This is a genomic window from Synechococcus sp. CBW1004, assembly GCF_015840715.1.
In the GTDB taxonomy this organism is placed as follows: Bacteria; Cyanobacteriota; Cyanobacteriia; order PCC-6307; family Cyanobiaceae; genus Cyanobium.
In genome coordinates this window covers 26,491-50,922 of sequence record NZ_CP060397.1, presented here as the reverse complement: position 1 = coordinate 50,922, position 24,432 = coordinate 26,491, and the positions used below count along the sequence as shown (strand labels likewise).

The 24,432-nt window shown below is 67.4% G+C and carries 25 protein-coding genes; 17 read left to right on the top strand and 8 right to left on the bottom strand.

The window, feature by feature from the left end; translation table 11 throughout:
- Positions 1-224: 224 nt before the first annotated feature.
- The 5 genes from H8F25_RS00245 (at position 225) to H8F25_RS00225 (ending at position 6,868) form a co-directional block, all read left to right on the top strand.
- Positions 225-761, top strand: coding sequence for a hypothetical protein (locus tag H8F25_RS00245; protein WP_197213279.1), 537 nt, complete (start codon positions 225-227; stop codon positions 759-761).
- A gap of 142 nt (positions 762-903) precedes the next feature.
- Complete coding sequence (locus tag H8F25_RS00240; RefSeq protein ID WP_197211541.1) at positions 904-1,311, top strand: hypothetical protein; 408 nt, start codon at positions 904-906, stop codon at positions 1,309-1,311.
- A 50-nt stretch (positions 1,312-1,361) separates the two neighbouring features.
- On the top strand, positions 1,362-1,841 hold the full coding sequence (locus H8F25_RS00235; protein ID WP_231596952.1) for a cAMP phosphodiesterase: 480 nt from the start codon (positions 1,362-1,364) through the stop codon (positions 1,839-1,841).
- A 400-nt stretch (positions 1,842-2,241) separates the two neighbouring features.
- Positions 2,242-5,070, top strand: coding sequence for an aminopeptidase N (pepN, locus tag H8F25_RS00230; protein WP_197211540.1), 2,829 nt, complete (start codon positions 2,242-2,244; stop codon positions 5,068-5,070).
- A 55-nt stretch (positions 5,071-5,125) separates the two neighbouring features.
- Entirely contained in the window at positions 5,126-6,868 is a 1,743-nt protein-coding gene (locus H8F25_RS00225; protein ID WP_197211539.1) for an NAD(P)/FAD-dependent oxidoreductase, read from the top strand.
- On the opposite strand, the gene H8F25_RS00220 is transcribed toward H8F25_RS00225, so the two are convergent.
- The 4 genes from H8F25_RS00220 to H8F25_RS00205 all read right to left on the bottom strand — a co-directional run bounded on the left by H8F25_RS00220 (position 6,807) and on the right by H8F25_RS00205 (position 10,336).
- Positions 6,807-7,169 carry an AbrB family transcriptional regulator gene (locus tag H8F25_RS00220; protein WP_197211538.1) on the bottom strand — a complete coding sequence of 121 codons (363 nt, stop codon included), beginning with the start codon at positions 7,167-7,169 and terminating at the stop codon, positions 6,807-6,809. The two genes, H8F25_RS00225 and H8F25_RS00220, sit on opposite strands and share 62 nt — an antisense overlap.
- 179 nt (positions 7,170-7,348) lie before the next feature.
- The gene (pgeF, locus tag H8F25_RS00215) at positions 7,349-8,158 is read right to left on the bottom strand and encodes a peptidoglycan editing factor PgeF (RefSeq protein WP_197211537.1); all 810 of its coding nucleotides are present in this window, start codon (positions 8,156-8,158) and stop codon (positions 7,349-7,351) included.
- Positions 8,151-9,062 carry a Tab2/Atab2 family RNA-binding protein gene (locus H8F25_RS00210; RefSeq protein WP_197211536.1) on the bottom strand — a complete coding sequence of 304 codons (912 nt, stop codon included), beginning with the start codon at positions 9,060-9,062 and terminating at the stop codon, positions 8,151-8,153. Before H8F25_RS00210 ends, pgeF begins: the two co-directional genes overlap by 8 nt.
- Complete coding sequence (locus H8F25_RS00205) at positions 9,059-10,336, bottom strand: S1 RNA-binding domain-containing protein (protein WP_197211535.1); 1,278 nt, start codon at positions 10,334-10,336, stop codon at positions 9,059-9,061. Before H8F25_RS00205 ends, H8F25_RS00210 begins: the two co-directional genes overlap by 4 nt.
- 102 nt (positions 10,337-10,438) lie before the next feature.
- On the opposite strand from H8F25_RS00205, the gene H8F25_RS00200 reads away from it, so the two are divergent.
- The 6 genes from H8F25_RS00200 to folE all read left to right on the top strand — a co-directional run bounded on the left by H8F25_RS00200 (position 10,439) and on the right by folE (position 15,940).
- On the top strand, positions 10,439-11,236 hold the full coding sequence (locus H8F25_RS00200) for a creatininase family protein (protein ID WP_197211534.1): 798 nt from the start codon (positions 10,439-10,441) through the stop codon (positions 11,234-11,236).
- A 32-nt stretch (positions 11,237-11,268) separates the two neighbouring features.
- Positions 11,269-11,997, top strand: a complete 729-nt coding sequence (locus H8F25_RS00195; protein ID WP_197211533.1) for an aldehyde oxygenase (deformylating) — start codon at positions 11,269-11,271, stop codon at positions 11,995-11,997.
- A 171-nt stretch (positions 11,998-12,168) separates the two neighbouring features.
- Positions 12,169-13,212 carry a long-chain acyl-[acyl-carrier-protein] reductase gene (locus H8F25_RS00190; protein WP_197211532.1) on the top strand — a complete coding sequence of 348 codons (1,044 nt, stop codon included), beginning with the start codon at positions 12,169-12,171 and terminating at the stop codon, positions 13,210-13,212.
- Between the two features lie 239 nt (positions 13,213-13,451).
- On the top strand, positions 13,452-14,441 hold the full coding sequence (locus H8F25_RS00185; RefSeq protein WP_197211531.1) for an acetyl-CoA carboxylase carboxyltransferase subunit alpha: 990 nt from the start codon (positions 13,452-13,454) through the stop codon (positions 14,439-14,441).
- Between the two features lie 24 nt (positions 14,442-14,465).
- Entirely contained in the window at positions 14,466-15,188 is a 723-nt protein-coding gene (locus H8F25_RS00180; protein ID WP_197211530.1) for an SDR family oxidoreductase, read from the top strand.
- Between the two features lie 8 nt (positions 15,189-15,196).
- Positions 15,197-15,940, top strand: a complete 744-nt coding sequence (folE, locus tag H8F25_RS00175) for a GTP cyclohydrolase I (RefSeq protein WP_197211529.1) — start codon at positions 15,197-15,199, stop codon at positions 15,938-15,940.
- On the opposite strand, the gene H8F25_RS00170 is transcribed toward folE, so the two are convergent.
- Positions 15,909-16,574, bottom strand: a complete 666-nt coding sequence (locus tag H8F25_RS00170) for a phosphoribosylanthranilate isomerase (protein WP_197211528.1) — start codon at positions 16,572-16,574, stop codon at positions 15,909-15,911. The genes folE and H8F25_RS00170 overlap by 32 nt on opposite strands.
- 83 nt (positions 16,575-16,657) lie before the next feature.
- On the opposite strand from H8F25_RS00170, the gene H8F25_RS00165 reads away from it, so the two are divergent.
- The gene (locus H8F25_RS00165; protein WP_197213277.1) at positions 16,658-17,950 is read left to right on the top strand and encodes a site-2 protease family protein; all 1,293 of its coding nucleotides are present in this window, start codon (positions 16,658-16,660) and stop codon (positions 17,948-17,950) included.
- Positions 17,951-17,975: 25 nt separating this feature from the next.
- Here the strand turns inward: H8F25_RS00165 and H8F25_RS00160 are convergent, their stop codons facing one another.
- A complete protein-coding gene (locus tag H8F25_RS00160; protein ID WP_231596951.1) occupies positions 17,976-18,794 on the bottom strand; it encodes a lipoate--protein ligase family protein in 819 nt (272 codons plus the stop codon).
- The gene (locus H8F25_RS00155) at positions 18,791-19,285 is read right to left on the bottom strand and encodes a CRR6 family NdhI maturation factor (RefSeq protein WP_197211527.1); all 495 of its coding nucleotides are present in this window, start codon (positions 19,283-19,285) and stop codon (positions 18,791-18,793) included. Before H8F25_RS00155 ends, H8F25_RS00160 begins: the two co-directional genes overlap by 4 nt.
- A gap of 86 nt (positions 19,286-19,371) precedes the next feature.
- Between H8F25_RS00155 and psaM the strand changes: the two genes are divergently transcribed.
- The 5 genes from psaM (at position 19,372) to H8F25_RS00130 (ending at position 23,076) form a co-directional block, all read left to right on the top strand.
- Positions 19,372-19,467, top strand: coding sequence for a photosystem I reaction center subunit XII (gene psaM / locus H8F25_RS00150; RefSeq protein WP_197211526.1), 96 nt, complete (start codon positions 19,372-19,374; stop codon positions 19,465-19,467).
- A 233-nt stretch (positions 19,468-19,700) separates the two neighbouring features.
- Positions 19,701-20,123, top strand: a complete 423-nt coding sequence (locus H8F25_RS00145; protein ID WP_231596950.1) for a hypothetical protein — start codon at positions 19,701-19,703, stop codon at positions 20,121-20,123.
- A 282-nt stretch (positions 20,124-20,405) separates the two neighbouring features.
- On the top strand, positions 20,406-21,416 hold the full coding sequence (locus tag H8F25_RS00140) for a protochlorophyllide reductase (RefSeq protein ID WP_197211525.1): 1,011 nt from the start codon (positions 20,406-20,408) through the stop codon (positions 21,414-21,416).
- Between the two features lie 194 nt (positions 21,417-21,610).
- Positions 21,611-22,198, top strand: a complete 588-nt coding sequence (locus H8F25_RS00135; protein WP_197211524.1) for a hypothetical protein — start codon at positions 21,611-21,613, stop codon at positions 22,196-22,198.
- A complete protein-coding gene (locus H8F25_RS00130; RefSeq protein ID WP_197211523.1) occupies positions 22,195-23,076 on the top strand; it encodes a hypothetical protein in 882 nt (293 codons plus the stop codon). The genes H8F25_RS00135 and H8F25_RS00130 overlap by 4 nt, the downstream gene beginning before the upstream one ends.
- A 251-nt stretch (positions 23,077-23,327) precedes the next feature.
- Here H8F25_RS00130 and bchL read toward each other — a convergent pair whose 3' ends face one another.
- Positions 23,328-24,248 carry a ferredoxin:protochlorophyllide reductase (ATP-dependent) iron-sulfur ATP-binding protein gene (gene bchL, locus H8F25_RS00125; protein ID WP_197211522.1) on the bottom strand — a complete coding sequence of 307 codons (921 nt, stop codon included), beginning with the start codon at positions 24,246-24,248 and terminating at the stop codon, positions 23,328-23,330.
- Positions 24,249-24,432: the final 184 nt, after the last annotated feature.

Below are 24,432 nucleotides of genomic sequence, written 5' to 3'. Positions count from 1 at the left end.
CTGGGGTCTGGAGTCCCAAGCGGTGGCCAAGGGGCAGCGGGCGCCTGCGCTCCAAGCTATGGGTTGGCGTGCGATCGGGCATCCCCGCAGCCGTGTCGGGCGGAACTCGCTAAGACAGTTGGAAGTCCTCAGCAGCGCTGCCGATCGGCCATAGGCTGAGAAGCAGCGATCAGCGGGGACCCCGGGTGTACCAGCGCGTGTCCCTGTTCCAGAGCTCCGATACCATGCCCAGCGCCAGCCCCACTCGCATCCGGCTCGACAGCAATCTGCGGCGCTGGTTTTCGCGCAACCTCGGCCTGTGGCGCTCGCGCCGGCTCTACTTCTTTCGTGACGAGGAGGAGCCGATGCGGGTGGACATGTTCCTGCGGGTGGAGAGCTTCAGCGAACCGATCGAAGGCGAGGACGCCTACCGCTTCACCTGGTGGCCGGAGAAGGAGTACGACTTCTTCGACCGCAAGCCCCGCTACGTGCGCGAAGGGGTGATGGAGGCCTATTTGTGCGGCCATCAGTTGCGACGGAGCCGCGGTTATCTCTGCGGCTCGCCCACCAAGAGCCAGATCCGCCAGGTGGATGAGCACGAGATGATCTTCGAATCCCACTACCTGGAATGGGACATCCTCGAGCACATCCGCCTCGTCGATCAGGACCGCTTCCGCTCCCGCTCGATCTACTCCTGGCGCGATGGCGAACTGGAGCTCTCCGAGATCCACCATGAGATCCGTGTCGAAGCGGCCGGTGCGCCGCTGCAGGAACCGTCCTGAGCGGAAGCCAACAGGACCGACGAACGCGGTCCCGGCCGTCGCATCGGTGGCACAATGGCCTCACGTCGATCCCCACCCGGTGATTCACCTTCGCCTCCGCCCCTTCGCCCTGACGGCAGCGGCAGTTCTCGCTTCCGGATCCATGGCGCCCCTGCCGGCTCGGGCCCAGGCAGCGGCACCCGGGGGAGCGGCACCGGCGACCAGGCCCGCCAGCGACCGTGACGTCAATATCTACAACCAGATGGGAGCTGTGAATATCTGCGTTCTGGCCACCAAACAGGTCGGCCTCGACAAATCGCTGCCTGCCAGCCTGGAGATGATCGTCTCCACTCTGAATTTCGTGCATGGCGGCATCATTCAGGGCGCGAATAACAACAAGAAACTCGAAGCCAACCAACTTGCCAACGGGACTGTCTTCGGTGTGGTGCCGCGCATCAAACAGATGTGCTTCGACAAGTTCACAGCCGCCGACAAGAAGACCATCGACGACCTGATGGCGCAGATTCAGAAGGCACTGCAGGGCCAGGGTCAGTCCGGCGGGAGCAGGTAGGGCTGCCGACATCTTTTATGGCCCTGCTCACCACCCGGCAACCGTCCCTCATGCCAGCTCATCGGTGTCTGCTGCGCACCTCCCGGGTGATCGCCTGGATGCTCAGCCTGATCCTGTGCGTTCTTTCTCCGCTGGCGATGCCGGCAGCCGCCCGGGCCGACGTCCCCGGCACCCTGCAGGCCCAGGCAGCGCCATCGGTCTTTGAGCAGGGTCCGGCCAGCTCCGAACAACTGGCCCTCTATGCCCGCATCGCCTCCGTCAACACCTGCATCGCCTCTGCGGCCGGCGAAGACTTTGAGCAGGCGGCAGGAGTGGCCGGAGAAACGATCGCCCAGCTGATCCTTGCCGTTCACCAGGGCCTGATCCCCACCTCCGGCAGCACCCCTCTGACACTCGAGGACTTGCGCAAGGGCTCGATCAATGCTGCCGTGATCGGTGCCACCGAGATCTGTCCGAAGCAGGTGCCGGCCGAACTCAGGGACAAGGTGAAGCAGGCTCTGGCCAGCCAGCCCAGCATCACGCGCGGCTGACCGCTCCGGGCAGCGGGCTCTCCTGAAGGGCGCCCTCGTTGCCGAGGCTGTCAGAGCGTTGGTCCGCGGAAACGGGTGGCGATCATGCCGGCGTGGCCCGTTGATCCAGGCCCCGAATGATCGGCAGGGCCGCTGTCTCCCTCAGCCGAAGGGGCATCAGGCCTGTGGATCCACGACACGCTTCCCGCTCAGCCCAGCATCTCGCTCTGCCGCGTGGCACAGATCGCGGCTGAGCCCCGCCCTCGCATCCAGCGGCATGGGCCGCTGTCGCCTTCCGCGACCTGGCCCCGCACGGGTCTGACACCTGCCCCGGGCGAACATCCGTGGATGGCCCCGGCAAGGTCAGGATCACGCCAGCACCGGACGCCACAATGCCGGTGTTCTCCCACCTCCGCTCCGCATGGCTCCCGTGCGCCTCGCCGACTACCGGCCGGCCCCCTATCTGCTGGAGCGCACGGACCTGACGGTGCGTCTGCAGGAACGCCAGGCCCGGGTGGAGGCCCGCCTGGCATTCGAACCGAATCCTGCCGCCGAAGGCGCGGACGGGCGTCAGGCACCAGGCCCGCTGGATCTGGCAGGGGTCGATCTGGAGCTGCTGGAGCTGGCGATCGACGGAGAACCGCTCGAACCGAGCGCCTTCGCACGAAGCGATGAGGGCCTCCGCCTGCTGGATCCGCCGCTGCGCCCCTTCGTGCTCACCAGCACGGTGGTGATCGACCCCTGGGCCAACAGCAGCCTCGAGGGCCTGTACGTCAGCGGCGGCATGGTCACCACCCAGTGCGAAGCCGAGGGCTTCCGCCGCATCACCTTCCACCCCGACCGGCCCGACCTGCTCAGCCGCTTCCGGGTCCGGATCGAGGCCGATCAGGCACGGTTCCCGGTGCTGCTGAGCAATGGCAACTGCCTCGAGAGCGGCCCGCTGCCAGACGGGCCGGACGGAGTGGAGCGCCATTACGCCATCTGGGACGATCCCTTCCCCAAACCCTCCTATCTGTTCGCCCTGGTGGCCGGCCGGCTGGAGGAGGTGCGCGGCAGCTTCACCACCGCCAGCGGCCGTCCGGTGCGGCTGCGCCTGTGGGTGGAACCCGGTGATGAGCCTTACACCGCCCATGCCCTGGCCTCGCTGCAGCGGGCGATGCGCTGGGACGAGGAGGCCTATGGACTGGAATACGACCTCGACGAGTACAACATCGTCGCCGTGCGCCACTTCAACATGGGCGCCATGGAGAACAAGAGCCTCAACATCTTCAACTCCAAGCTGGTGCTGGCCGATCAGGAGACGGCGACCGACGACGAGCTGGAACGAGTGGAGAGCGTGATTGCCCATGAATACTTCCACAACTGGACCGGCAATCGCATCACCTGCAGAGACTGGTTCCAGCTGTCCCTCAAGGAGGGACTCACCGTATTCCGTGACCAGTGCTTCAGCGCTGATCAGCACGGCCATGCCCTCAACCGGATCGAGAACGTGGCCCTGCTGCGCAACACCCAGTTCCGGGAAGATGGGGGGCCGACGGCCCATCCGGTGCAGCCGGATGCCTATGAGGCGATCGATAATTTCTATACGACCACGATCTATGAAAAGGGCGCCGAGGTGATCCGTGCCCTGCACAGCCTGCTCGGTGAGACGGTGTTCCAGCGGGGCATGCAGATCTACGTCCGCCGCCACGACGGCACCGCCGCCACCTGCGACGACTTCCTGGCGGCGATGCGCGAGGCGGCCGAGGCCCACTGGGCCGAGCGGGGCCTCGATGGCCGCCTGGCACCGCCGCCGTTCGATTTCGCCGCCTTTCGCCGCTGGTATCACCAGGCGGGCACCCCCGTGCTGCAGGTGCACCGCCACTGGGACGGTGAGCGGGGTGAGCTCACCCTTGCGATCCGCCAGCACACACCGCCCACGCCCGGCCAGAGCCGCAAGGAGCCGGTGGTGATTCCGCTGGCCCTGGGGCTGGTGGGCCAGGGCGGTGAGCCGTTGCCGGTGAAACTGGAAGGCGAGGAGGCAGCAGCCGACGGGCAGGTGCCTGCACAGCGCTCCGGCGCGCCGCTGCCAACGCCGCCGCGCGCCTGGGGCGACGCCACCCGCCTGCTGGTGATCGACCGGAGCGAGCAGGAGCTGCGCTTCGTCGACCTGCCGCGTCAGGCCCATCCGCCGGCCCTGTCACTGTTGCGCCACTTCTCGGCCCCGGTGAAGGTGGAGATCGGCCGTCCGGCCAGTGAACTGGTGCACCTGCTCGCCTGCGACAGCGATCCGGTGGCCCGCTGGGATGCCGGGCAGACACTGCTGCGCCAGCTGGCGCTGGCCCGCGCCGGCTGCGGCAAGGTTCAGCTGACAGGAGCCGGCGTGAAAGAGGCTGGCAGCCCAGCCGATTCCGGCCACCCCGAGGCGCTCGAGGCGGAGCTGATCGATGCCTTCGGGAGGATCCTGGCCGACCCCTCTCTCTCCCAGGCCAGCAGGGCCCTGCTGCTGGCCCTGCCGGGCATGGCGGAACTGGAGGAAGCGAGCCCCGAACCCGATCCGCCGGCCCTGTTCGCGGCGCTGGAGGCGCTGCGCAGCCGCTTCGGCACTGCCCTCGCCGCTCCCCTGCAGCAGGCCCTCGAGGGCTGCATGGGCGAATGGGATGCCCCCTGGCCCCTGGGCAGCGGCGATCGGCGCCTCACCGCGCTCATCTGGAGCTGGCAGGTGGCTGCCGGCGACAGGGGCGCGATCGCGGCGGCCATGGCGGCGGTGGAGGGCCGCTCGATGACCCTGGCCCGTGCCGGCCTGCGGGCGCTGCAGTGCCACCCGATCCCGGCGAGGGAGCAGGCCATGGCGGCCTTCCATGAGCGCTGGCGTGATCGGCCCGTGGTGCTCGACGCCTGGTTCGCCCTCGAGGCCTCGGCTCCCTTCGCCGATGGCCTCGCAAGGGTGGAGCGGCTGCTGGAGCATCCCCTCTATGACCCGGCGGCCCCCAACTCGGTGCGGGCCGTGCTGGGAGGGCTGGCCTCCAATCCGGTGGTGTTCCACGCCGCCGATGGCAGCGGCTACCGCTTCCTCGCGCAGCGGCTGATCGAACTGGACCATCGCAACCCGATCACCGCCTCACGGCTGGCCAAGGTCTTCAGCCGCTGGCAGAGCTACGCCCCGCCGCGGCAGGAGCGGTTGCAGGAAGCCCTGCAGCTGCTCGACGCCGCTTCGCTGTCCGCCAACACCCGTGAAGTGGTGGGTCAGTGCCTGGCCCCCGCTGCGTGATCTAGACAGGAGAGGAGCCCGGCGGGCTCCCTGTCCTTCCCTGTGTTGATGGCCCGTGCTGCGGCTGAGTGAACTGAAACTGCCGCTCGATCACCGCGACGAGGACCTGCCCGAGGCCGTCTGCCGGCGTCTGCGCATCCCTCGCGAGGCCCTGCGCGGCCATCAGCTCGTGCGGCGAAGCATCGACGCCCGCCGCCGCGGCGCCATCGCCCTGGTGTATTGCCTCGATCTGGATCTGGATCTACCGGAGGCGGAGCACAGGCGCCTCCTGCGCCGTTTTCGCAACGACCCCCACCTGCGGCCCTCACCCGATACGCATTACCTTCCGGCGGCCGGACCGGGAACAGCCCGGCCCCTCCCTACCCCAAGGCAGCGGCCTCTGGTCATCGGAGCCGGCCCCTGCGGCTACTTCGCCGCCCTGCTGCTGGCACAGATGGGGCTCAGACCGCTGCTGCTGGAGCGTGGACGGCCGGTGAAGCAACGCAGCGCCGACACCTTCGGCTTCTGGAAGGGACAGCGCCCCTTCGATCCTGAGTCGAACGCCCAGTTCGGTGAGGGTGGGGCCGGCACGTTCTCCGACGGCAAGCTCTACAGCCAGGTGAGCGAGGACGAGCGCCTGGTGCGGAAGGTGCTGGAGGAACTGGTGGCCGCCGGAGCCAGCCGTGAGATCCTCACCCGCCATCGCCCCCACATCGGCACCTTCAAGCTCGCCACGGTGGTGCGCGGCCTGCGCCGCCGCATCGAGGAGCTGGGAGGAGAGGTGCGATTCGAGGCGCGACTGCAGGAGCTGCTGCTCGACCCGGAGCCCACCCTGGAGGGCTCCGGCCCCCGCTACCGCCTCAGAGGCATACGACTGGCCGACGGTGAAGAGATCAAGGCCGAGCGCGTGATCCTGGCGCCCGGGCACAGCGCCCGTGACACCTTCACCCGGCTTCAGGAGCAGGGGGTGGCGATGGAAAGCAAGGGCCTGGCCATCGGAGTCCGCATCGAGCATCCCCAGACCCTGATCGATCGGGCCCGCTGGGGTGAGGCGGCCGGACATCCCCGCCTGGGCCCCGCCGAGTACAAGCTGGTCCACCACTGCAGCAATGGCCGGGCCGTCTACAGCTTCTGCATGTGTCCCGGTGGGCTGGTGGTGGGCGCCACCTCCGAAGAGGGCTGCGTGGTGACCAACGGGATGAGCCAGCACTCGCGCAACGAACGCAATGCCAACAGCGGGCTGGTGGTGACGATTGAGCCGGAGGACATGGATCCCTGGGGGCGCTATCCCAGCGACCCCCTGGCCGGTATCGCCTTTCAACGCCACTGGGAGCGCCTGGCCTATGTCGCCGGCGGCAGTGATTACCGGGCTCCGGCGCAGAGGGTCGAGGATTTCCTCGCCTGCAGGCCCAGTGGCAGCGAGCCGGCAACAACGGACAGCCATCCCCTGAAGGGGTCCTATCTGCCGGGCCTGCGCCTCACCAGCCTGGACGACTGTTTGCCGGCACTCGTCTGCGAATCCCTGCGCGAGGCGCTGCCGGCGTTTGAACGACGGATACCCGGATACATCGGCTCCGACAGCCTGCTGACCGGGGTGGAGACACGCACCTCGTCACCGCTGCGGCTTCCGCGTGATCGCAGCAGTCTGCAGAGCATCAACGTCGCGGGACTCTATCCAGGCGGAGAAGGAGCCGGGTACGCCGGGGGCATCCTCTCCGCTGCCATCGATGGCATCAAACTGGCGGAAGCGCTGGCCCTCAGCCTTCCTCATCCTCAGCACCCTGAGGCACCAGGCGAATCTGCTTGCGACCCAGCTTGATCTCGAACTCGTCGCCGGGCTTGAGATCAAGCATGGCGGTGTAAGCCCGGCCGACCATCAGGTTGCCATTGAACTGCACCTTGGTGTTGAAGCTGAGCTTGCGGCCTGCACGGCCAGCCTTGGGAGCAGGACCGAAGTCGACACCCTTGGCGTTGAGCAGGGCCTCGTAGAAGGCGGTGAAATTGAGCCGCTCGGTCCCGTCCTTCTTGGTCGAAACGTAGCCACAGGCCCGAACGAGGTCAGATTTGCTGACATCGCCCAGCTCTTTGACCTTGGCGAGTAGATCGGCGCCGGTGAGCATGTTGTGAAGTATGCAACTTCTGCATTCTGGCATCGCCGCCACCCTTTTGCAAGACATCCAAGAAACGAGGCGAGCAGATCTGTGCCTCGCTGCACAGCGCTGCCTCATCTCTTGCGGGGCGGCCCCTTAGCCAATGGGACCTGCACCTGCCGCGGGCAGGCCACTGCTTCAACGGCCTTTCAGGCCTGGGAGACGATGCCGCTCCACTGCACAGCTTTGCGGCGATCCCTACGCCACGAGTGGAACAGTGTCTCCTCGTCCACGGTGCACAGCGGGCAGCTGCTGCAGCGATCGGGGGTCACTCCGGAATGGCTCAGCTGCAGCCGGATCGCAGCCCGGATGTCCAGCCTGTCCCGCTCAGGCTCCGCATCCACGACCAGTCCGCCGGCCTCGATCAGCTCCGCCAGGGCCCCGTCCGGCTCCAGGGGATCGGGGCGCAGCGACGCCGCCACCTCCAGGCTCACCCACCGTTCCACCGGATAACGGGCACCACTGACGGCAGGGCCGAGGGCCACGAGCAGGTCTGCGGGATCACTCCCCGCGGCGGCCATCCGCTCGATCGCCGCCGGCAGGATCCTGCCTGCCACCCCGCGCCAGCCGGCGTGGCAGGCCGCCACCCGACCGCTGGCGGGATCGGCGAGCAGCACCGGCGTGCAGTCCGCCCCACAGACCCAGAGAGTCTGGCCACCGCCATCGCTCACCAGTCCATCGGCTTCCGGCCAGGGCTCGGCGGTGGCGGCGGAGGCCGGCAGCACCAGGGCGCTGTGGACCTGCCTGGGCCGATGGACCGACACGCCGGCACTCACAAAAGCCGCCAGTTCGGCAGGCTCGCGGCCCTGCCAGAGGCGTGTGAAGAAGCCGTGCTCGAAGTCCTGCAGCAGATCAGCCTGCAGGTAATACCCCCCGTAGGTGCCCACCCAGGTCCAGCCGGGCAAAGTGTTGAAGGTGGCATCCGTCTTCTGGAACGGAGGCTCCAGGCCCTCAGCCATCCGGCAGATCCCGCAACAGCCAGAAGCCCTCCAGCCGCTCGGCATCCGGCCCGTTGACCACAGCGATGAACTGCAGGCCACCGGCCTGCTCGCGGGCGGAGGCGAACGCCGTGGCCGCCGCGCGAGCCTCTTCAGGATCCAGGTTGGCCAGCAGCCAGCGATCCTCCAGGCCCGCCTCGAGGATCAGCTGGTTGGTGTCGATCTCCAGCCGCACCGGCTCCAGTCCCGCCAGCCAGCCGGCGATCGCCAGGGCACGGCTGCGGCTGAAGAGACGAATCCCCGGCACAGGCGTCTCGGGTGGCAGTTCAGCAGGAAGGGGCAGAAGTCCGGCGAAGCCGATCGGCCATTCGACGGCCTCGGCCAGGGCTCCTGCGGTCAGGGTGGCCCAGTCCCAGGACTCACCGCGCAGAGCTTCCGGCAGGGGCACGGCCACGGGGCGGATCGCCTGGGGTGGGGGAGCCAGCGGACCGGCCAGATAGCCGGGTTCGTTGGGGTAGACGCTGCGGTGGCGCTCCTGCAACCACTCGACAAGCTGATAGCAGCGACGACTGGGCACCAGTTCCAGACCGAGACCTTCAGCGGCCCGCTGCACCATCGTCCGCATCGAACCGCGCCAGCAGCGCAGCCGTCGCGGCGGCTGCCAGCCCTGCTGCTCCGCCTCACCGAGCGCAGCCTCGATGGCCTCCCGCAGCCAGATCGAGTTGACGCTGTCGGCAGGGCAGTCCTGCTGCCAGCGAAAACCGCTGACCTCACTGCCGGCATCCCCCTGCTGGGGATCGGCGCTCGAGCAGATCAGCAGTTCCCAGCGCTTGCGGCCATCGGCCTCAAGGATGGGGCGGGAATAGAAGTCGAGCTCCCAGTCCAGGGAGGGCCGCAGGGCGGCCTGAGCGGTGCGCTCCCTCATCCCGCCGACTGCTCCTGCTGGCGCAGCAGCGATCGGGCCCGATTGGCCCGGTCCGCCGCCTCAGCCATCACCTGCTCCTTGGCGATCAGCAGCTCGCCGGGCTGCCCTTCCAGCAGGGCGGTGTTGAGGGCGATGCGGCCGCGACCGGGGTCGAGATCGGTGATCAGGGCCTTCACCCGTTCCCCGGGCTGGAACACCTCGCGCAGATCGCGCAGAGCGGCGCCGCTGATCGAGGAGTGATGCAGCAGCCCACTCACACCGCCGAGGTCGATGAAGAAGCCATAGGGCTTGATGGCGGCCACCTGACCCTCCACCAGCTGACCCACCTCCAGTTCCGTGAAGCGCTGGGCGGTGGCGGCACGCTTCTCGGAGAGCACCAGCTTGCGGGTGTCGGCATTCACCTCCAGGAAGGCCACGCCAAGGGTGCGGCCCACCAGGGCTTCATGGTTCTCGCCCTCGTTCAGCTGGGAGCGGGGGATGAAGCCGCGCAGGCCCTCCAGATCGCAGGTGACACCTCCGCGGTTGAAGCCATTGATCTTCACCTGCACCACCTTGCCCTCCTTCTCGAGAGCGCGCACCTTCTCCCAGCTCTGGCGCAGGGCCAGAGCGCGGGCGCTGACGGTGACCATGCCATCGGCGTTCTGCTCACGGGTGACCAGAACCTCGACCGCCAATCCCCTGGGGAAGCGCTCCTTGAGATTGGTGATCACCCCGAGGCCGCACTCCTTCTTGGGCATGAAGCCGGGAGCCTTGCCGCCGATGTCCACATAGACGCCATCACTCTCGACACCGACCACCGAGCCGGTGACCACCTCGCCGGTGCTACCGACGAAGTCCTGTTCATCGAGGGCGGCCAGGAAAGCCTCCTCATCGAAATCGAATTCATCCACCGTGCGCGGCGTGGTGCGCCCCGCCGCCGGCGCGCCGGACGCCCCGGCCTGGGTGGACCTGCTGCCCCTGGTACGGCGGGAGTCATCGGCCGGACCCAGCAGGTCGGCCATGGTCATGCCTTCGAGGGATCCCAGGTCGAACAGGTCCTCATCAGCCTGGCCGCCGCCGGCCCCGGATCGGGCGGGAGCAACCGCAGGGGCCTCGCGCACGGGGCGCTGGGGCTCGACGGCCTCGGGTGAGTTGGCCGTGACTTCTGGGGCGTCCGGGGCGCTCTCCTCACGACGGATCATCAGAACCTGAGGCGGCTTGCGCGGAGGGGCCGCTGGCGTGGCCTGTCCGGGGCTCCGGGGCTGACGCGACGCTGAGGTGCCGGATCCGGCCATGGGGTTCACCCGGAAGTGCAGGGGGTCAGCACACTGTAGGCAGCGGTCCCGGGCCTCCTGGCGGCAGGCGCGGGACCGCCCAACGCCCCACGAGCCCCTCTGATGGAGCCCAGCGACCGACGACTCGCCCATCTCGCCTGGCCCGAGCTGCAGCGCCAGGCCGCTCGCAAGGGCAGCACGGTGCTGTGGCCCTGGGGCGCCTTCGAGCAACACGGCCCCCATCTGCCCCTGGCCACCGACGCCCTGTTCGCCGAACGGGTCGCAGCGGCGGTGGCCGAAGGCCTGGATCCCGCCCTGCCGCTCTCGCTGCTGCCGGTGCAGTGGCTGGGGTTTTCGCCGGAGCACCTCGCCTTTCCCGGCACTCTCACGCTGCCGGCGGAGCTGCTGATCGCGCTGGTGGAGGCCGTCGGCGGCCAGCTGGCCGACGCGGGCTTTGAACGTCTGGTGCTGCTCAACGCCCACGGCGGCCAGATCGGCCTGCTTGAGACCGCATCCAGGCAGCTGCGCTCGCGCCACCCACGCCTCGCGGTGCTGCCCTGCTTCCTGTGGCGCGGACCGGAGGGGATCGCCGAGCTGATCCCGGAACCGGAACGCAGCGAGGGCCTGCACGCCGGCCTGGCCGAGACGAGCCTGATGCTGCACCTGGAGCCGGGCAGCACCGGGGCCCAGCGGCCGGTCGAGGTCCCGGGGATCCCAGCTCCCGAAGGATGGAGCCTCGAGGGTGCCGTGCCCTGCAGCTGGCTGACCGGTGAACTGAGCTCCAGCGGTGTGATCGGCAGCGCCGAGGGGGCCTCCGCAGAGCTCGGTGAGGCGCTGTTCGTGCGGCTGGTCGAGGGCTGGAGGAGGCGGCTGGAATCCCTGCTGCGAAGCGAATGGCCGCCGCGGGGCGGAGCGGGCTGACTACGATCCACCGATCGTTTCCGTCCCGTTTCATGGCGACCCTCCCCTCCCTTCAGGAACCGCAGGGTTCGAATCAGGTCAGCGACGAAGGCCTGCCCGACTTCAGTTCGGCCGCCTACAAGGACGCCTACAGCCGCATCAACGCGATCGTGATCGAGGGCGAGCAGGAAGCCCACGACAACTACATCGCCCTCGGCAGCCTGATCCCGGAGCATGCCGAGGAGCTGGCCCGCCTGGCGCGGATGGAGCTGAAACACAAGAAGGGCTTCACGGCCTGCGGCCAGAACCTCGGCGTCACGGCGGACATGGCGTTCGCCCGCGACTTCTTCCAGCCGTTGCGCGACAACTTCCAGAAGGCTCTGAGGGAAGGCAAGGTGACCACCTGCCTGCTGATCCAGGCGATCCTGATCGAGGCCTTCGCCATCTCGGCCTATCACATCTACATTCCCGTCTCCGATCCCTTCGCCCGCAAGATCACCGAGGCGGTCGTCAAGGATGAATACACCCATCTCAACTACGGGCAGGAGTGGCTCAAGGCCAACCTCGACACCGTGCGTGAGGAGCTCGAGCAGGCCAACCGCGAGAACCTCCCCCTGGTGCGCCGCATGCTGGAGCAGGTGGCGGATGACGCCGCCAACCTGCAGATGGACAAGGAAGACCTGATGGCCGACTTCATGGCCTCCTACCAGGAGACCCTCACCGAGATCGGCTTCACCTCCCGCGAGATCGCCCGCTTCGCCATGGCGGCCCTCGTGGGCTGACGCCCACGGTCCAGGTCCAGCCACTGCGGACCGCATCTCCCCCTGGCTCCGCCGGTGATCCGCAGGCGGGGCCAGTGCTGTGCCCGATCCAGCCGTGGCAAACTGTGACGCCGGTTACATGAACCGGCATCCCACCGGCGCCGCAGCCGGAACGTCCCCTGTGCAGCGCGCATGTTCGGCCTGATCGGTCATTCCACCAGCCTTGAGGAGGCGCGGAGCAAGGCCCTCCAGCTCGGCTACCCCGAATACGCCGAAGGGGATTTCGACATGTGGTGCGTCGCCCCCCCGCAGCTGGTGGAGACCGTCACCGTCACGAGCCGCACCGGCCAACAGATTGACGGCGCCTACATCGACTCGGTGTTCGTTCCCGAAATGCTGAGCCGCTTCAAGACCGCCCGGCGCAAGGTGCTCAGCGCCATGGAGCTGGCCCAGAAGAACGACATCGCGATCACGGCTCTGGGCGGCTTCACCTCGATCATCTTCGAGAACTTCAACCTGCTCAAGGAACAGCAGATCCGCAGCACCACCCTGGAGTGGGAGCGTTTCACCACCGGCAACACCCACACGGCCTGGGTGATCTGCCAGCAGGTCGAGCGCAATGCCCCCCTGCTCGGCATCGAGCTCGACAAGGCCAGGGTGGCGGTGGTCGGCGCCACCGGCGACATCGGCAGCGCCGTCTGCCGCTGGTTGCAGCGCACCGGGGTGGGTGAGCTGTTGCTGGTGGCGCGCCAGCAGCAACGCCTCCTTGACCTGCAGAGCGAACTGGGCGAAGGCCGCGTCCTCTCTCTTGAGGACGCTCTGCCTGAGGCGGATGTGGTGGTCTGGGTGGCCAGCCTGCCCCAGGGTCTGGCGATCGATCCAGCCAACCTGAAGAAGCCCTGTCTGATGATCGATGGGGGGTATCCCAAGAATCTCGACATCCGCTTCGCCGGCGAAGGCGTGCATGTGATCAAGGGGGGCATCGTCGAGTTCTGGCAGGATCTGGGCTGGCAGATGATGGAGGTGGCCGAAATGGCCAATCCACGCCGCCAGCTGTTCGCCTGTTTCGCCGAAGCGATGCTGCTGGAATTTGAAGGAATCCACACCAACTTCAGCTGGGGACGCAACAACATCACCCTCGCCAACATGGAGCGCATCGGCGAGGCGTCCCTGCGTCATGGCTTCCAGGCGCTCGGACTCGATCCCGCCCGTCAGCAGGAACTCGCGGCCGTCTGAAGCACCGCCACGCCAGGCTGCACCCTCAATGGCCAGGTCTGGGCCCGAGTCGCCACTGCGGGGCTATCCCAGACTGAATGTGCAACCCCTGACTCTGACGTCAGCGGTCTTCGTGCCCCCACCCGGTGGGATTCCCTTCTCCCCCAACGGTTCTGCCCCCTCCACGACCGTCGTCATCCTGCCCATCGGCCGTCGTCGCCACCATCTCCTCTCCCCCTCCGATCCCCGCCGTTCCCGCCATGGCCCGCCGCGCTCTGCTCGATTTCGAGAAGCCGCTGTTCGAGCTCGAGGAACAGATCGAACAGATCCGGCAACTGGCCCGCGATTCGGAGGTCGATGTCAGCCAGCAGTTGCTGCAGCTTGAAACCCTGGCCTCGCGTCGCCGCGAGGAGATCTTCCAGAACCTCACCCCGGCGCAGAAGATCCAGGTGGCCCGCCACCCGCAGCGTCCGAGCTGCCTCGACTACATCCAGCTGATCTGTGACAGCTGGATCGAACTGCACGGCGACCGGCGCGGCTCCGACGACAAGGCTCTGGTGGGCGGTATCGGCCGCATCGGCGACCAGCCGGTGCTGGTGCTCGGCCATCAGAAGGGGCGGGACACCAAGGAGAACGTGGCCCGCAACTTCGGCATGGCCTCGCCCGGCGGTTATCGCAAGGCTCTGCGGCTGATGGAACATGCCGACCGGTTCCGCCTGCCGATCCTCACCTTCATCGACACACCAGGGGCCTATGCCGGCGTGCTTGCCGAGGAACAGGGTCAGGGCGAGGCGATCGCCGTCAACCTGCGCGAGATGTTCCGCCTGCGCGTGCCGATCCTGGCGACCGTGATCGGCGAAGGCGGTTCCGGCGGCGCGCTCGGCATCGGCGTGGCCGATCGGCTGCTGATGTTTGAGCACAGCGTCTACACGGTGGCCAGCCCCGAGGCCTGCGCCTCGATCCTCTGGCGCGATGCCGCCAAGGCCCCGGTGGCTGCCGAAGCGCTGCGGATCACCGGCGCCGATCTGCTGCAGCTGGGCGTGATCGACACGGTCCTTCGGGAACCGGCCGGAGGCAACCACTGGGCACCACTGCAGGCGGCCGAAACCCTGAAGGCCGCACTGCTGGGGCACCTGAACGAGCTGAAGTCACTTCCTGAGCGGGAGCTGCTGGAGCAGCGCTACCAGAAATTCCGCAGGATGGGTCGCTTCGTGGAAGGGGAAGCCACGCAATCGCTGGCAGTGCCTTAAGGTTTTGTTCCACGACCACCTGTCTTGCCCGTTGCCCTGATCACCGGCGCCTCGAGGGGCATCGGCGCCGCAGCGGCCCGCCGTTTTGCGGCCGCCGGCTTCGATCTCCTGCTGGTGGCCCGTTCCGGAGAACAGCTCGAGGCCCTCGCCGAACAGCTGCGTCACCAGGGCCGCCAGGTACGCACCGCATCCCTGGATCTGTCGGATCCCAGCAGCATCGCCGCCGGCATCCGACATCTCTGCAGTCAGGGGCTGATCCCGGACGTGGTGATCAACAACGCCGGGGCCGCCTGGACCGGACCTCTCGCCACCATGCCGATTGAGCGATGGCAGTGGCTTGTGCAGCTGAATCTCACCAGTGTCTTCCAGGTTTCTCAGGCGGTCCTGCCCCTGCTCCGACGCAGTGGCGACGCCGAAACGGGAGGCCTGATCATCAATGTCAGCAGCCATGCCGCCCGCAACGCCTTCCCTGACTGGGGTGCCTACTGCGCCAGCAAGGCGGCGCTGCAGGCGTTCAGCCGCTGCCTCGCCGAGGAGGAACGCCCCCATGGCGTCCGGGTCTGCACCCTCACCCTCGGTTCGGTGAATACACCACTTTGGGACAGCGAAACCGTCGACAGTTCCTTTGATCGGCGTGCCATGCTTCCCGCCGACCAGGCAGCGGAAGCCCTGCTGGTGCTGGCCCAGCAGCCCCCCACCCAGGTGGTGGAAGATCTCACCCTCATGCCGACGGCCGGCGCCTTCTGAACCCTCCCATGACTTCAACCCTCCCCTCAAGCCTCGGCGCCCGAGCCGCTTCGTCCGAATCGCTGCCGCTGCCGATCAGCGCACGCCTGCGCCAGCGGCTGCAGGAGGCGGGGACTCCCTTTCTGGCCAATGACAACATCGCAGACAGTCTGCGTGAAGGCGAACTCGAGCAACTCGAGATCGAGGTGGCCGGCAAGGTGCGCGAGCTCCTGCGCAGCCTGGTGATCGATATCGATAACGACCACAACACCGAAGAAACAGCTGAGCGTGTTGCTCGCATGTATCTGCATGAGGTGTTCAAGGGCCGGTATCACAAGCAGCCGAAGATCGCCAGTTTCCCCAACGTCAAGAAGCTCGACGAGATCTATACCGTTGGTCCGATCACCGTTCGTTCGGCCTGTTCGCATCACCTGGTGCCGATTCTCGGCACCTGCTGGATCGGCATCAAGCCCGGTGAGCGGGTGATCGGCCTCTCCAAGTTCTCGCGCGTTGCCGACTGGGTCTTCTCCCGCCCCCATATCCAGGAGGAAGCGGTGATGATCCTGGCGGATGAAATCGAACGCCTCTGCGCTCCCCAGGGTCTGGCCATCCTGGTGAAGGCCCAGCACTACTGCATGAAGTGGCGTGGGGTGAAGGAGCCTCAGACCAGCATGGTGAACTCGGTGGTCCGCGGCGATTTCCGCCACGACCCCAGCCTCAAGGCCGAGTTCTTTGAGCTGGTCAAACAGCAGGAGTCCCTGCTGATCCGCTGAGGCCAGCAGTGGCCACCAGTGCCTTGACACGCTCCAGGTTCTTGTCCCCTGGGGCGTTCTCCACCCCACTCGAGACGTCAAGGCCATCCGGGTGCACGCGCCTGAGGATCTCAGGCGCCGCCTCCGGCGTCACCCCTCCGGCCAGCCACCAGGGCACGCTGGCGGTGAAGCCCTCCAGCCACTCGATCGGCAGGCGTTGCCCGGTGCCGCCGAGCTGATCAGCCGCCCAGGCATCCAGCAGCAACGCATCGACGCTGTCTGCGTAGTCCGCGACTCGGTGCAGATCGTCCGGCGAGCGGATGCGCAGCGCCTTCCAGATCTCCAGTCCCAGGCTGTCGCGCAGTTCGGCGCAGCGCCTGGGGCTTTCCCCGCCGTGCAGCTGCAGGACGTCATGGCCCGGGTGCCGCCCCAGCTCAGCCATCTCCTGCGCATCGGGATCAGCCACCACCAGCACCCGACGACACCGGGGGAAGGCCTCTGCCAGCCCCTCAAACAGCTGGCTGCGAGAGGCAGCATCGAGATAGCGGGGGGAGGAGCGCACCCCGATCACGCCGATGGCCGAGACCCCCAGGGCGGCGATGGCCTGGGCCTGATCGCTGCGGCGCAGGCCACAGATCTTGAGCCGGGGAGGCATCCAGCACTCGCGGCAGGGGTTCCCTTTCTAGGATCAGCCCATCTGCTCCAGGTGCGGCCTGGGGCTCCGACGCATCGGTGCCCGTGGGCGAAGGCTGGCAACTGTTCACCATCCGGGGGATTCCGCTTCGGATCCATCCCAGCTGGTTCATCATCCTGTTGCTGGCCACCCTCGCCTTCGCGGATCAGTACCGGACCAGCCTCGGCGCAGCGGCCTCACCCCAGGCCCTCTGGCTGATTGCCTTCCTGACGGCACTCCTGCTGTTCGTGTCGGTGCTGCTGCACGAGATGGGCCATTCGCTCGTCGCCCTGCGCCAGGGGGTGCAGGTCCGCAGCATCACCCTGTTTCTGCTGGGGGGAGTGGCCAGCGTCGAGCGTGAATGCTCCACCGCCCTGGGCGCCCTCGCTGTGGCCGCCGCTGGACCGGCCGTGAGCCTGCTGCTGGCGGGCCTCCTGCTCGGTGGATCCCACGCCGCCTACCACCTGTCTCCACTCCTGGGAGGCATGGTCACCCAGCTGGGCACCCTCAATCTGGTGCTGGGCCTGTTCAACCTGCTTCCCGGGCTGCCCCTCGATGGCGGTCTGATCGTCAAGGCCCTGGTCTGGCAGGTCACCGGCAGCCAGCGACGGGGGGTGGAGGTGGCCAATGCCAGTGGCCGTCTGTTGTCGACCGCAGCGGTCGTGCTCGGAGCCATGCTGCTGCTCCGGGGTGCAGGGATGGGGGGAGCCTGGCTGATGCTGCTGGGCTGGTTCGGTCTCGGTGCCGCCCGCAATCAGACCCAGCTGCTGCGCCTGCAGAGTCTGCTCCGGGAGCTTCGGGTGAAGGAGGTCTCCCAGCGTCGCTTCCGCGTCCTCGAGTCCGGAGCCACGCTGCGTCAGCTCAGTCAGATGCGTCTTCAGGACGGCGATTCGCCCTCTCCAGCACCCGCAGACTCGGCCAACGGCGCCCTTCCATCGAGTGTCAGCGCCCTGCCTGACTGGATGCTGGTCTGCGAGCGTGGACGATGGCAGGGGGTGATCGACGACACTCCCCTGCGCGATCTGCCGGTGCAGCGCTGGGACAGCGAACGGGTGGGTGATCACATGCGTCCCCTGAACACCCTGCCGGCCATTCCGGAGTCGGCCCCCCTCTGGCAGGCCGTCCTGCAGCTTGAGCAGCAACCACGCCTGCTGGTGCTCAGTCCCGCCGGTCTGCCCTGCGGCACGCTCGAGAAACCGGAGGTCGGCGAAGCGGTGCTCTCGCGTCTTGGGCTGCGCCTGGCGCCCTCCCTCCTGGCGGCTGCGCGACGACAGAACAGTTATCCGCTGGGGCTTTCCCTCGCACCCGTGGCCCAATCGATGCTCAGCTCCGGGGAGGTTCAGCTTCCAGGGACGTGACCGCTCCCGCCCCAGCCCCCACAGTTCAGAGCGGAGGAGGCGCATCCACCCGTGCCCCCGGGGCATCCGCGGCCGATCCCTCAGGATCGATGCGATAGCGGTGACGCCTGGCGGCGATGGCCGTCCATTCCCGCGGCGACAGGGCCTGCAGCGTCCAGTCGACGGCGGCCACCGGCAGATGGCGCTGGGCGGAGGCCGTCAGCACCCCGATCAGCTCCTCCAGGCTCAGGCTGAGGGGCTCCAGCCGGGGCGCATCCTCTTCGAGCACACGACGCCAGAGGGCTGCATCCGGCCGGAGCTGGATGCAGCCGTGCTGCAGCAACACACCCCGCCTCCACAACTGGGCGCTGCCGATGCGCTTGCCGCCGCCACCCTGGACCAGATCGGCGGCGGTACCGGCGGCAAAACAACTGGGCTGCCGAGGATCGACCGGCTCAGCACCGAATCGCAGCGGCAGCCCGAGCTCAGCGAACCCCCGCTGCAGCCAGGCGCAGGCCGCGCGATAGGCCTCCCGCCGCCGCGCCGGAGCCTGGGGCCAGACCAACGCATAGGTGAGGTCAGCGGCGTGGAGCACGGCTCTGCCGCCGCTGGGACGCCGGACCAGCTGCAGTTCGCCGCGGCGCGCCAGCTCGATCCAGCGGGGCTGAAGAAGGTGCTGGTGAAAGCCGAGCGAGAGCGTCGGAGCCGACCAGGTGTAAAAGCGCAGCACGGCTTCCGTAGGAGCCGCCGCCGGAACCGCCGGGGAGGCGATGGCACGGTCGAGCAGCCATTCGTCGATGGCCATCTGCCAGCAACCGCTCAGGTGCAGGGGCGGAATCGAGCGGAGGGCAGCGGTGGCGCTCAACCGATCGGCGGCAAGGGGTTCCAGAACCCGGGATCGAGCTCGAATCCCAGCACCGCCGCCATCTGCGCCAACCCACCACGGCAGTTGAGACCGGCACCTCGGGCCTGATCGTCAAGCTGAAACAGGCGGTGGGTGATCCACAGCTCCAGGCTCTCGGGAGCGAAGCGGATGCCCTCCTGACGGCTGAAGCCATGGGGGAGCAGCATCGCCACATGACGCGTCAGCTGACCACCGGAGCGCTCCAGCATCAGCGGCAACCAGGGACAGACCGCATCCGCCCGCAGACTCCACAGACGCACCTCCGGGATCTCGGAGAGCTCCCGGGGATCGTCGGCTGCCCTGGGCCACTCCAGGTGAAGCTCAACGCTGCCGGAGCGGGCCAGGTACTCAGCCGGCGGACGGTACAGCAACGGCTCGAGCGGCGCCAGATCGAGGTGGCGGATCGCCTCGCCGCTCACCGTGACGGAACCGGGGGTGGGGCTGGAAGCCATCAAGAGCTGTGACAGGGCAGGACTGGAGGCTGGACCGTAGCCGGGACAGCCCGAAGAATGGGACGCATGCGTTTCCGCTCAAGCCCATGATCAACCAGGCCGAAATCCTGATCGCTCTGGTGGTCGCCGCCCATGCCGGCGTGCTGGCCGTTCGCCTCTGCTTCTCCCTTTACAAGGCCTGACGAGCCGGCGGGAAGCCCCTTGGCATGCCCCGCCCGGCCTGCTAGAAGCGGGGCTCACGAGAGCGTCTTCCTTGGCCTTCCCCACCCGCGATCGCCGCAACGGGCCTGCAGCCCATCGTCGCGAGAGCCGCAGTGGCACCACGGGGCCTGCTCCTCTTGCAGACATCGGTCCTGCCAGGCGTTCTCGCAGGGGCTCTCCGGAGAGGTCCGAGGTCAGGCAACCCCGTCTCTCCGTGGCGCCGACAGGGAGTCGAATCGCCCCGGTCTCCGGTGACGCCGAGCTGATCAGTCTCTCCAGCGAGCGACGTGAACTGCTCTGTAGTGTCATTGGCCTGGCCGTCAAGCTTGGCCTTGTGGCCGTCGCCGGCGTCAGCCTGTTCCGCCTGGCGGGGGCTTACCAGCAACGGATGGAACGTCAGGGCGAAATCAACGCCGTACTGGAGCTGCAGTCAGCTCGTCTCAACAAGTCCAGGGCACGCTTCGATCAACTCTTCACGAAGGAAGGCGAGCAGCGCCTGATCCGTGAGCAGAGCCAGTGGATCGCCCCCAACCGGATGCGTGTGGTCTGGCAGGACCAATCGTCCGGCTCCACCATGGAAACCGCCAGCGCGACCAGCCGTGCGGCAGCTTCCAACAGGCCTGCCGCACGCCCCTGACCCTTGTCACACGGGCGCTCCCGGCACTCTGACCCTGCGGACAGGACAGTTCTTCAGGAACACCCACCCTTTGCTGGTGCCTCTGAAGAGGGCATCGAGGGGTGACCTGACACTCCTTCCTGGTGACGTCATCGGCGCTCCACTGAGCGCCTGATGCCTCCGTGCGTTGCAGGGTTTTGCCGGCAGGCTCTCCACGTCGGTCCAGGCCCCAGCCCTGCGGTACCGTCCCTGGGATTCGAAGGCTGAACGGGCCTTCCCTCACCCATCCACTCTCCGGACGTCATGGTTTCCGCCAACGCTGATGCCTCCTCCAGCCGCGACGTGACGACCCGTGGAACCCCCGGAACAGCGCTGATCACCGGTGCGTCCTCCGGAGTCGGGCTGTTCGCCACCCGCGCCCTGGTCGAACGCGGCTGGCATGTGCTGATGGCCTGCAGGGACACCGACAAAGCACGGCGGGCCCAGGCCGCCCTGGCCATACCCGATGCCTCGGTCACCCACCTTCAGGTGGATCTCGGCGATCTCGACAGCGTGCGCCGCCTCGCCGCTGAGGTGAACGCCGATGGCCGGCCGCTCGATGCCCTGATCGTCAATGCGGCCATGTACAAGCCGCGCCTGAAGCAACCCGAGCGTTCCCCGCAGGGCTATGAGCTCTCGATGGCCACCAACCATCTGGGCCACTTCCTGCTGATCCAGCTGCTGCTCGACAAGCTGAGGCAATCGCAGCATCCGTCGCGCCGTCTGGTGATCCTCGGCACCGTGACGGCCAATTCCAAGGAACTGGGAGGCAAGATTCCCATCCCGGCGCCGGCCGATCTGGGGGATCTTTCTGGATTCGAAGCGGGTTTCCAGGCGCCGATCGCCATGGCCGACGGCAAGCCGTTCAAACCCGGCAAGGCCTACAAGGACAGCAAGCTCTGCAACATGATCACCACCCAGGAGCTGCACAGGCGGCTGCATGAGCAGACGGGCATCGTGTTCACCTCGCTCTATCCGGGTTGCGTCGCCGACACACCGCTGTTCCGCAACACCCCGCGCGCCTTCCAGGTGATCTTTCCCTGGTTCCAGAAAAACATCACCGGGGGGTATGTCAGTCAGGCCCTCGCCGGAGAGCGGGTGGCCGATGTGGTGGCCGAACCCGAGTTCGCGGTCTCCGGCGTGCACTGGAGCTGGGGCAACCGCCAGAAGAAGGGTGGCAAGCAGTTCAGCCAGGAGCTCTCCGACAAGGCGAGCAACCCGGTGACCGCCAGGCGCGTGTGGGATCTGTCGATGCAGCTGGTCGGCCTGAGCTGAGGCGCGCGTCCGGGAGGGATCCCTCCCCGAGCCCACCTCGGCCACACCGGAAGCGGATCGTCACATTCAGACGCGGACGCGCGCGCTGCTGAGGAGGGCGATTCAGCGCAGGCTTGCCGATCGGTCAGTGCCCCTGGCCGCATCCGTGGCTACCAAGGTCTTGTCGCCACCCGAGGGGCCGACCCCCTTCCGCCATGCCTCGCCCGCTGCGCTGGGCAGTGGGCCTGCTGCTTGCAGTGGGCCTGCTGCTCGCCGGACTGCTGTTCCTGCCTTTCCACTCCTGGTTGCCGGGAGGCACCGTCGCCGACCTGCCCAAATCCGAGGTGGTCAACGGCACCGCCTTCAACCGCCTCTTCCCGACGCCAGGCCCCGGGGAGCAGCTGATCTTCACGCAGGAGAAGCGCGGCTTCAGTGAGGCGAAGCTGAAGCAGGGCGATCAGACCACCGCTCTCCTCGCCATCTCCGACACGATCACCAGCCCCGAGGCCAAAGGCAAGTTCGCCGCCAGCACGGAGCGCCTGCAGGGCTGGCCGCTGGCCGAGCAGGGAGGTCAGGCCAGCGCCCTGCTGGTGGCGGATCGCTTTCAGGTGAAGGTGATCGGCCAGGGGGCCGGCCTGGATCTCCAGCAGCGCCATGACCTGCTGGCCGCCTTCCAGCTCCAGAAACTGGCTGCGCTGGCTCCCGCGCAGAAGAGTTCACGCCAGGTGCTGCCCGCCAGCCGTCAGCAGCCGTTGGCCCCCGCCACATCTGCCAGCTCCCCCGAGCTGGAGCCAGCCGCATGACCACGGTTCTCGAACGCCTGGAGCGCCTGCCGCGCCGCAACCTGACAGTTCTCGCCCTGAACGGGATCGGCAGCCTCGCCGGCGGCTGGCAGAACATCACCAGCGCCGATGCCCTGATCAGCGAGGTGCTGGGAACCAGCGATCCGACCCTGCTGGCCCAGGTGCGGGCCCGCGCCGATGCCCTGAGCCGTGCCCGCCATGAGGGATACGGCAGGGCTCTGAGCCTCTACGACGCCGTCAATCGATCGCAGAAGGCGAGCGGCAGCCTGCGGGTGCTGGCCAACGTCACAGGCGGCCTGCCGCTGGTGAAGCGGATGGCGCAGGTCGTGCCGCCCAGCGACACCCTGCAGGCGGTGGACCTGAGTCTCAAGGTGGCGGCCGAAATGCTCGCCTTCACCCAGGTGAACGGCCTGCCGGGTGACAGCTTCGGCGATTTCGCCGCGGCGCTGCAGGACTATGCCGGCGACGCGAAGGTGCGGATGGCGGCGCTGGTCTGCTTCGACGCCCTTCTGCCTCTCGGCGATCAGGCGCTGCAGCGGCTCGAAGGGCTGCTGGCCGGCGTCAGCGGCCGCGATCTACGCCAGCTGCCGGCCTATGGCGGCATGGCAGGACTGCTGCCGGGACGGGGCGATGAGGCCCATCTGGCGTTCCTGCGCCAGGGCGTTGGCACCTGGCTGGGCTGGGCGGGAGGCTTCGTCGGCACGCTGGGGCTGAGCGGGCAACGGGCGGTGCGAGCCCTGGAGAGCACGCTCGGCCCCTGGCAGGGCAGCTTCGAAGGGCTGGCCGCCTTCCTCGACGCCTTCACCGATACCTACCAGCACACGGGCGTGCAGGCTGTGGCGCGGCGACTGGTGGAACGGGCGGCGGCTGAGATCTGAGCCTGGGGCAGGGCCGTCCCCGCCCCCAGGAGGGATGACGGACACACACCGAAGCAGCCCTTCCGATGCCCCACCTCGCTCACCGCCGATGTGTGGGTAGCCATGCCTGCACGCCTCGCTGGCTGGGCGCAGCAAGGGCAATGCTGGGAGGTGATGGCAAGCTGCCGAGACCATGAAAAACCCACCTCCTGGGTGGAGGTGGGACACGGCATCCGCAGGAAGGGACGAAAGGGCGATGAGCCAGGAGCGGCTCAATCGAAGCCCAGCAGATCGAAGATCTCGCGATCCTTGAGCGGCTCGGCCTGCAAGGGTTCCACGTCAGTGAGCATCTTCTGAGCCAGATTCAGGTATTCCTGCTGCACGGCATCCACTTCAGGCGTGCTCTCCATCTCGAAGATGGTGCATTTCTTGAGCCTAGATTTTCGAATCGCGTCCACGGACTTGAAATGGGCCATGGTTTTCATCCCCACCCGATCGTTAAACTTGTCGATCTCGTCAGTCTCCTCAGAACGGTTGGCGATCACACCGCCGAGGCGCACCTTGTAGTTCTTCGCCTTGGCCTGGATGGCGGCGATGATCCGGTTCATGGCGAAGATCGAATCGAAATCGTTCGCCGTCACGATCAGGCAGTAATGGGCATGCTGCAGCGGCGCCGCAAAGCCGCCGCACACCACATCACCGAGCACATCGAAGATCACCACATCGGTGTCCTCGAGCAGGTGATGCTCCTTGAGCAGCTTCACCGTCTGGCCGGTGACATAACCACCGCAGCCAGTGCCGGCCGGAGGCCCACCCGCCTCAATGCACTGCACCCCGTTGAAGCCTTCGAACATGTAGTCCTCGGGGCGCAGCTCCTCGGTGTGGAAATCGACGGTCTCGAGGATGTCGATCACCGTCGGCACCATCTTCTTGGTGAGCGTGAAGGTGCTGTCATGCTTGGGATCACAGCCGATCTGCAGCACCCGCTTGCCGAGCTTCGAGAAGGCCGCTGAAAGATTCGAGGAGGTGGTGGACTTGCCGATGCCTCCCTTGCCGTACACGGCGATGACCAGGGCCCCTTCCTCGATGCGCAGCGACGGGTCCTGATGCACCTGCAGGCTGCCTTCTCCATCTTCACGGCTGTTTCCGCCAGCGGCGGAGTGGCTTGTGGGAGCGGAAAGCGTGGTCGTCATAAAGAACAATGCGGCAGAGCTGCCGCGGTTTCCAGGTCCGCGTTCAAGCGGAGACCGGGCGATTCAGCACTATCCAAGGGCGCCCATTGACCGACTGGGGGCTGACCATGCAAAAAGAAACATCCGGCTTTCGTTTGGTCATCAACAGCCCACGAACACCTGAGCACAAATGCTCAAATCCCAT

What these genes read in the sequence shown, in the direction of transcription:
- pepN (WP_197211540.1), top strand. Translation starts at nt 2,242, where the DNA reads ATGGCTCCCGTGCGCCTCGCCGACTACCGGCCGGCCCCCTATCTGCTG.
- bchL (WP_197211522.1), bottom strand. Translation starts at nt 24,248, where the DNA reads ATGACGACCACGCTTTCCGCTCCCACAAGCCACTCCGCCGCTGGCGGA.
- H8F25_RS00210 (WP_197211536.1), bottom strand. Translation starts at nt 9,062, where the DNA reads ATGAGGGAGCGCACCGCTCAGGCCGCCCTGCGGCCCTCCCTGGACTGG.
- H8F25_RS00245 (WP_197213279.1), top strand. Translation starts at nt 225, where the DNA reads ATGCCCAGCGCCAGCCCCACTCGCATCCGGCTCGACAGCAATCTGCGG.
- H8F25_RS00190 (WP_197211532.1), top strand. Translation starts at nt 12,169, where the DNA reads ATGTTCGGCCTGATCGGTCATTCCACCAGCCTTGAGGAGGCGCGGAGC.
- H8F25_RS00220 (WP_197211538.1), bottom strand. Translation starts at nt 7,169, where the DNA reads ATGCTCACCGGCGCCGATCTACTCGCCAAGGTCAAAGAGCTGGGCGAT.
- pgeF (WP_197211537.1), bottom strand. Translation starts at nt 8,158, where the DNA reads ATGGCTGAGGGCCTGGAGCCTCCGTTCCAGAAGACGGATGCCACCTTC.
- H8F25_RS00140 (WP_197211525.1), top strand. Translation starts at nt 20,406, where the DNA reads ATGGTTTCCGCCAACGCTGATGCCTCCTCCAGCCGCGACGTGACGACC.
- H8F25_RS00135 (WP_197211524.1), top strand. Translation starts at nt 21,611, where the DNA reads ATGCCTCGCCCGCTGCGCTGGGCAGTGGGCCTGCTGCTTGCAGTGGGC.
- H8F25_RS00195 (WP_197211533.1), top strand. Translation starts at nt 11,269, where the DNA reads ATGGCGACCCTCCCCTCCCTTCAGGAACCGCAGGGTTCGAATCAGGTC.
- H8F25_RS00200 (WP_197211534.1), top strand. Translation starts at nt 10,439, where the DNA reads ATGGAGCCCAGCGACCGACGACTCGCCCATCTCGCCTGGCCCGAGCTG.
- H8F25_RS00235 (WP_231596952.1), top strand. Translation starts at nt 1,362, where the DNA reads ATGCCAGCTCATCGGTGTCTGCTGCGCACCTCCCGGGTGATCGCCTGG.
- H8F25_RS00130 (WP_197211523.1), top strand. Translation starts at nt 22,195, where the DNA reads ATGACCACGGTTCTCGAACGCCTGGAGCGCCTGCCGCGCCGCAACCTG.
- H8F25_RS00205 (WP_197211535.1), bottom strand. Translation starts at nt 10,336, where the DNA reads ATGGCCGGATCCGGCACCTCAGCGTCGCGTCAGCCCCGGAGCCCCGGA.
- psaM (WP_197211526.1), top strand. Translation starts at nt 19,372, where the DNA reads ATGATCAACCAGGCCGAAATCCTGATCGCTCTGGTGGTCGCCGCCCAT.
- folE (WP_197211529.1), top strand. Translation starts at nt 15,197, where the DNA reads ATGACTTCAACCCTCCCCTCAAGCCTCGGCGCCCGAGCCGCTTCGTCC.
- H8F25_RS00155 (WP_197211527.1), bottom strand. Translation starts at nt 19,285, where the DNA reads ATGGCTTCCAGCCCCACCCCCGGTTCCGTCACGGTGAGCGGCGAGGCG.
- H8F25_RS00185 (WP_197211531.1), top strand. Translation starts at nt 13,452, where the DNA reads ATGGCCCGCCGCGCTCTGCTCGATTTCGAGAAGCCGCTGTTCGAGCTC.
- H8F25_RS00170 (WP_197211528.1), bottom strand. Translation starts at nt 16,574, where the DNA reads ATGCCTCCCCGGCTCAAGATCTGTGGCCTGCGCCGCAGCGATCAGGCC.
- H8F25_RS00240 (WP_197211541.1), top strand. Translation starts at nt 904, where the DNA reads ATGGCGCCCCTGCCGGCTCGGGCCCAGGCAGCGGCACCCGGGGGAGCG.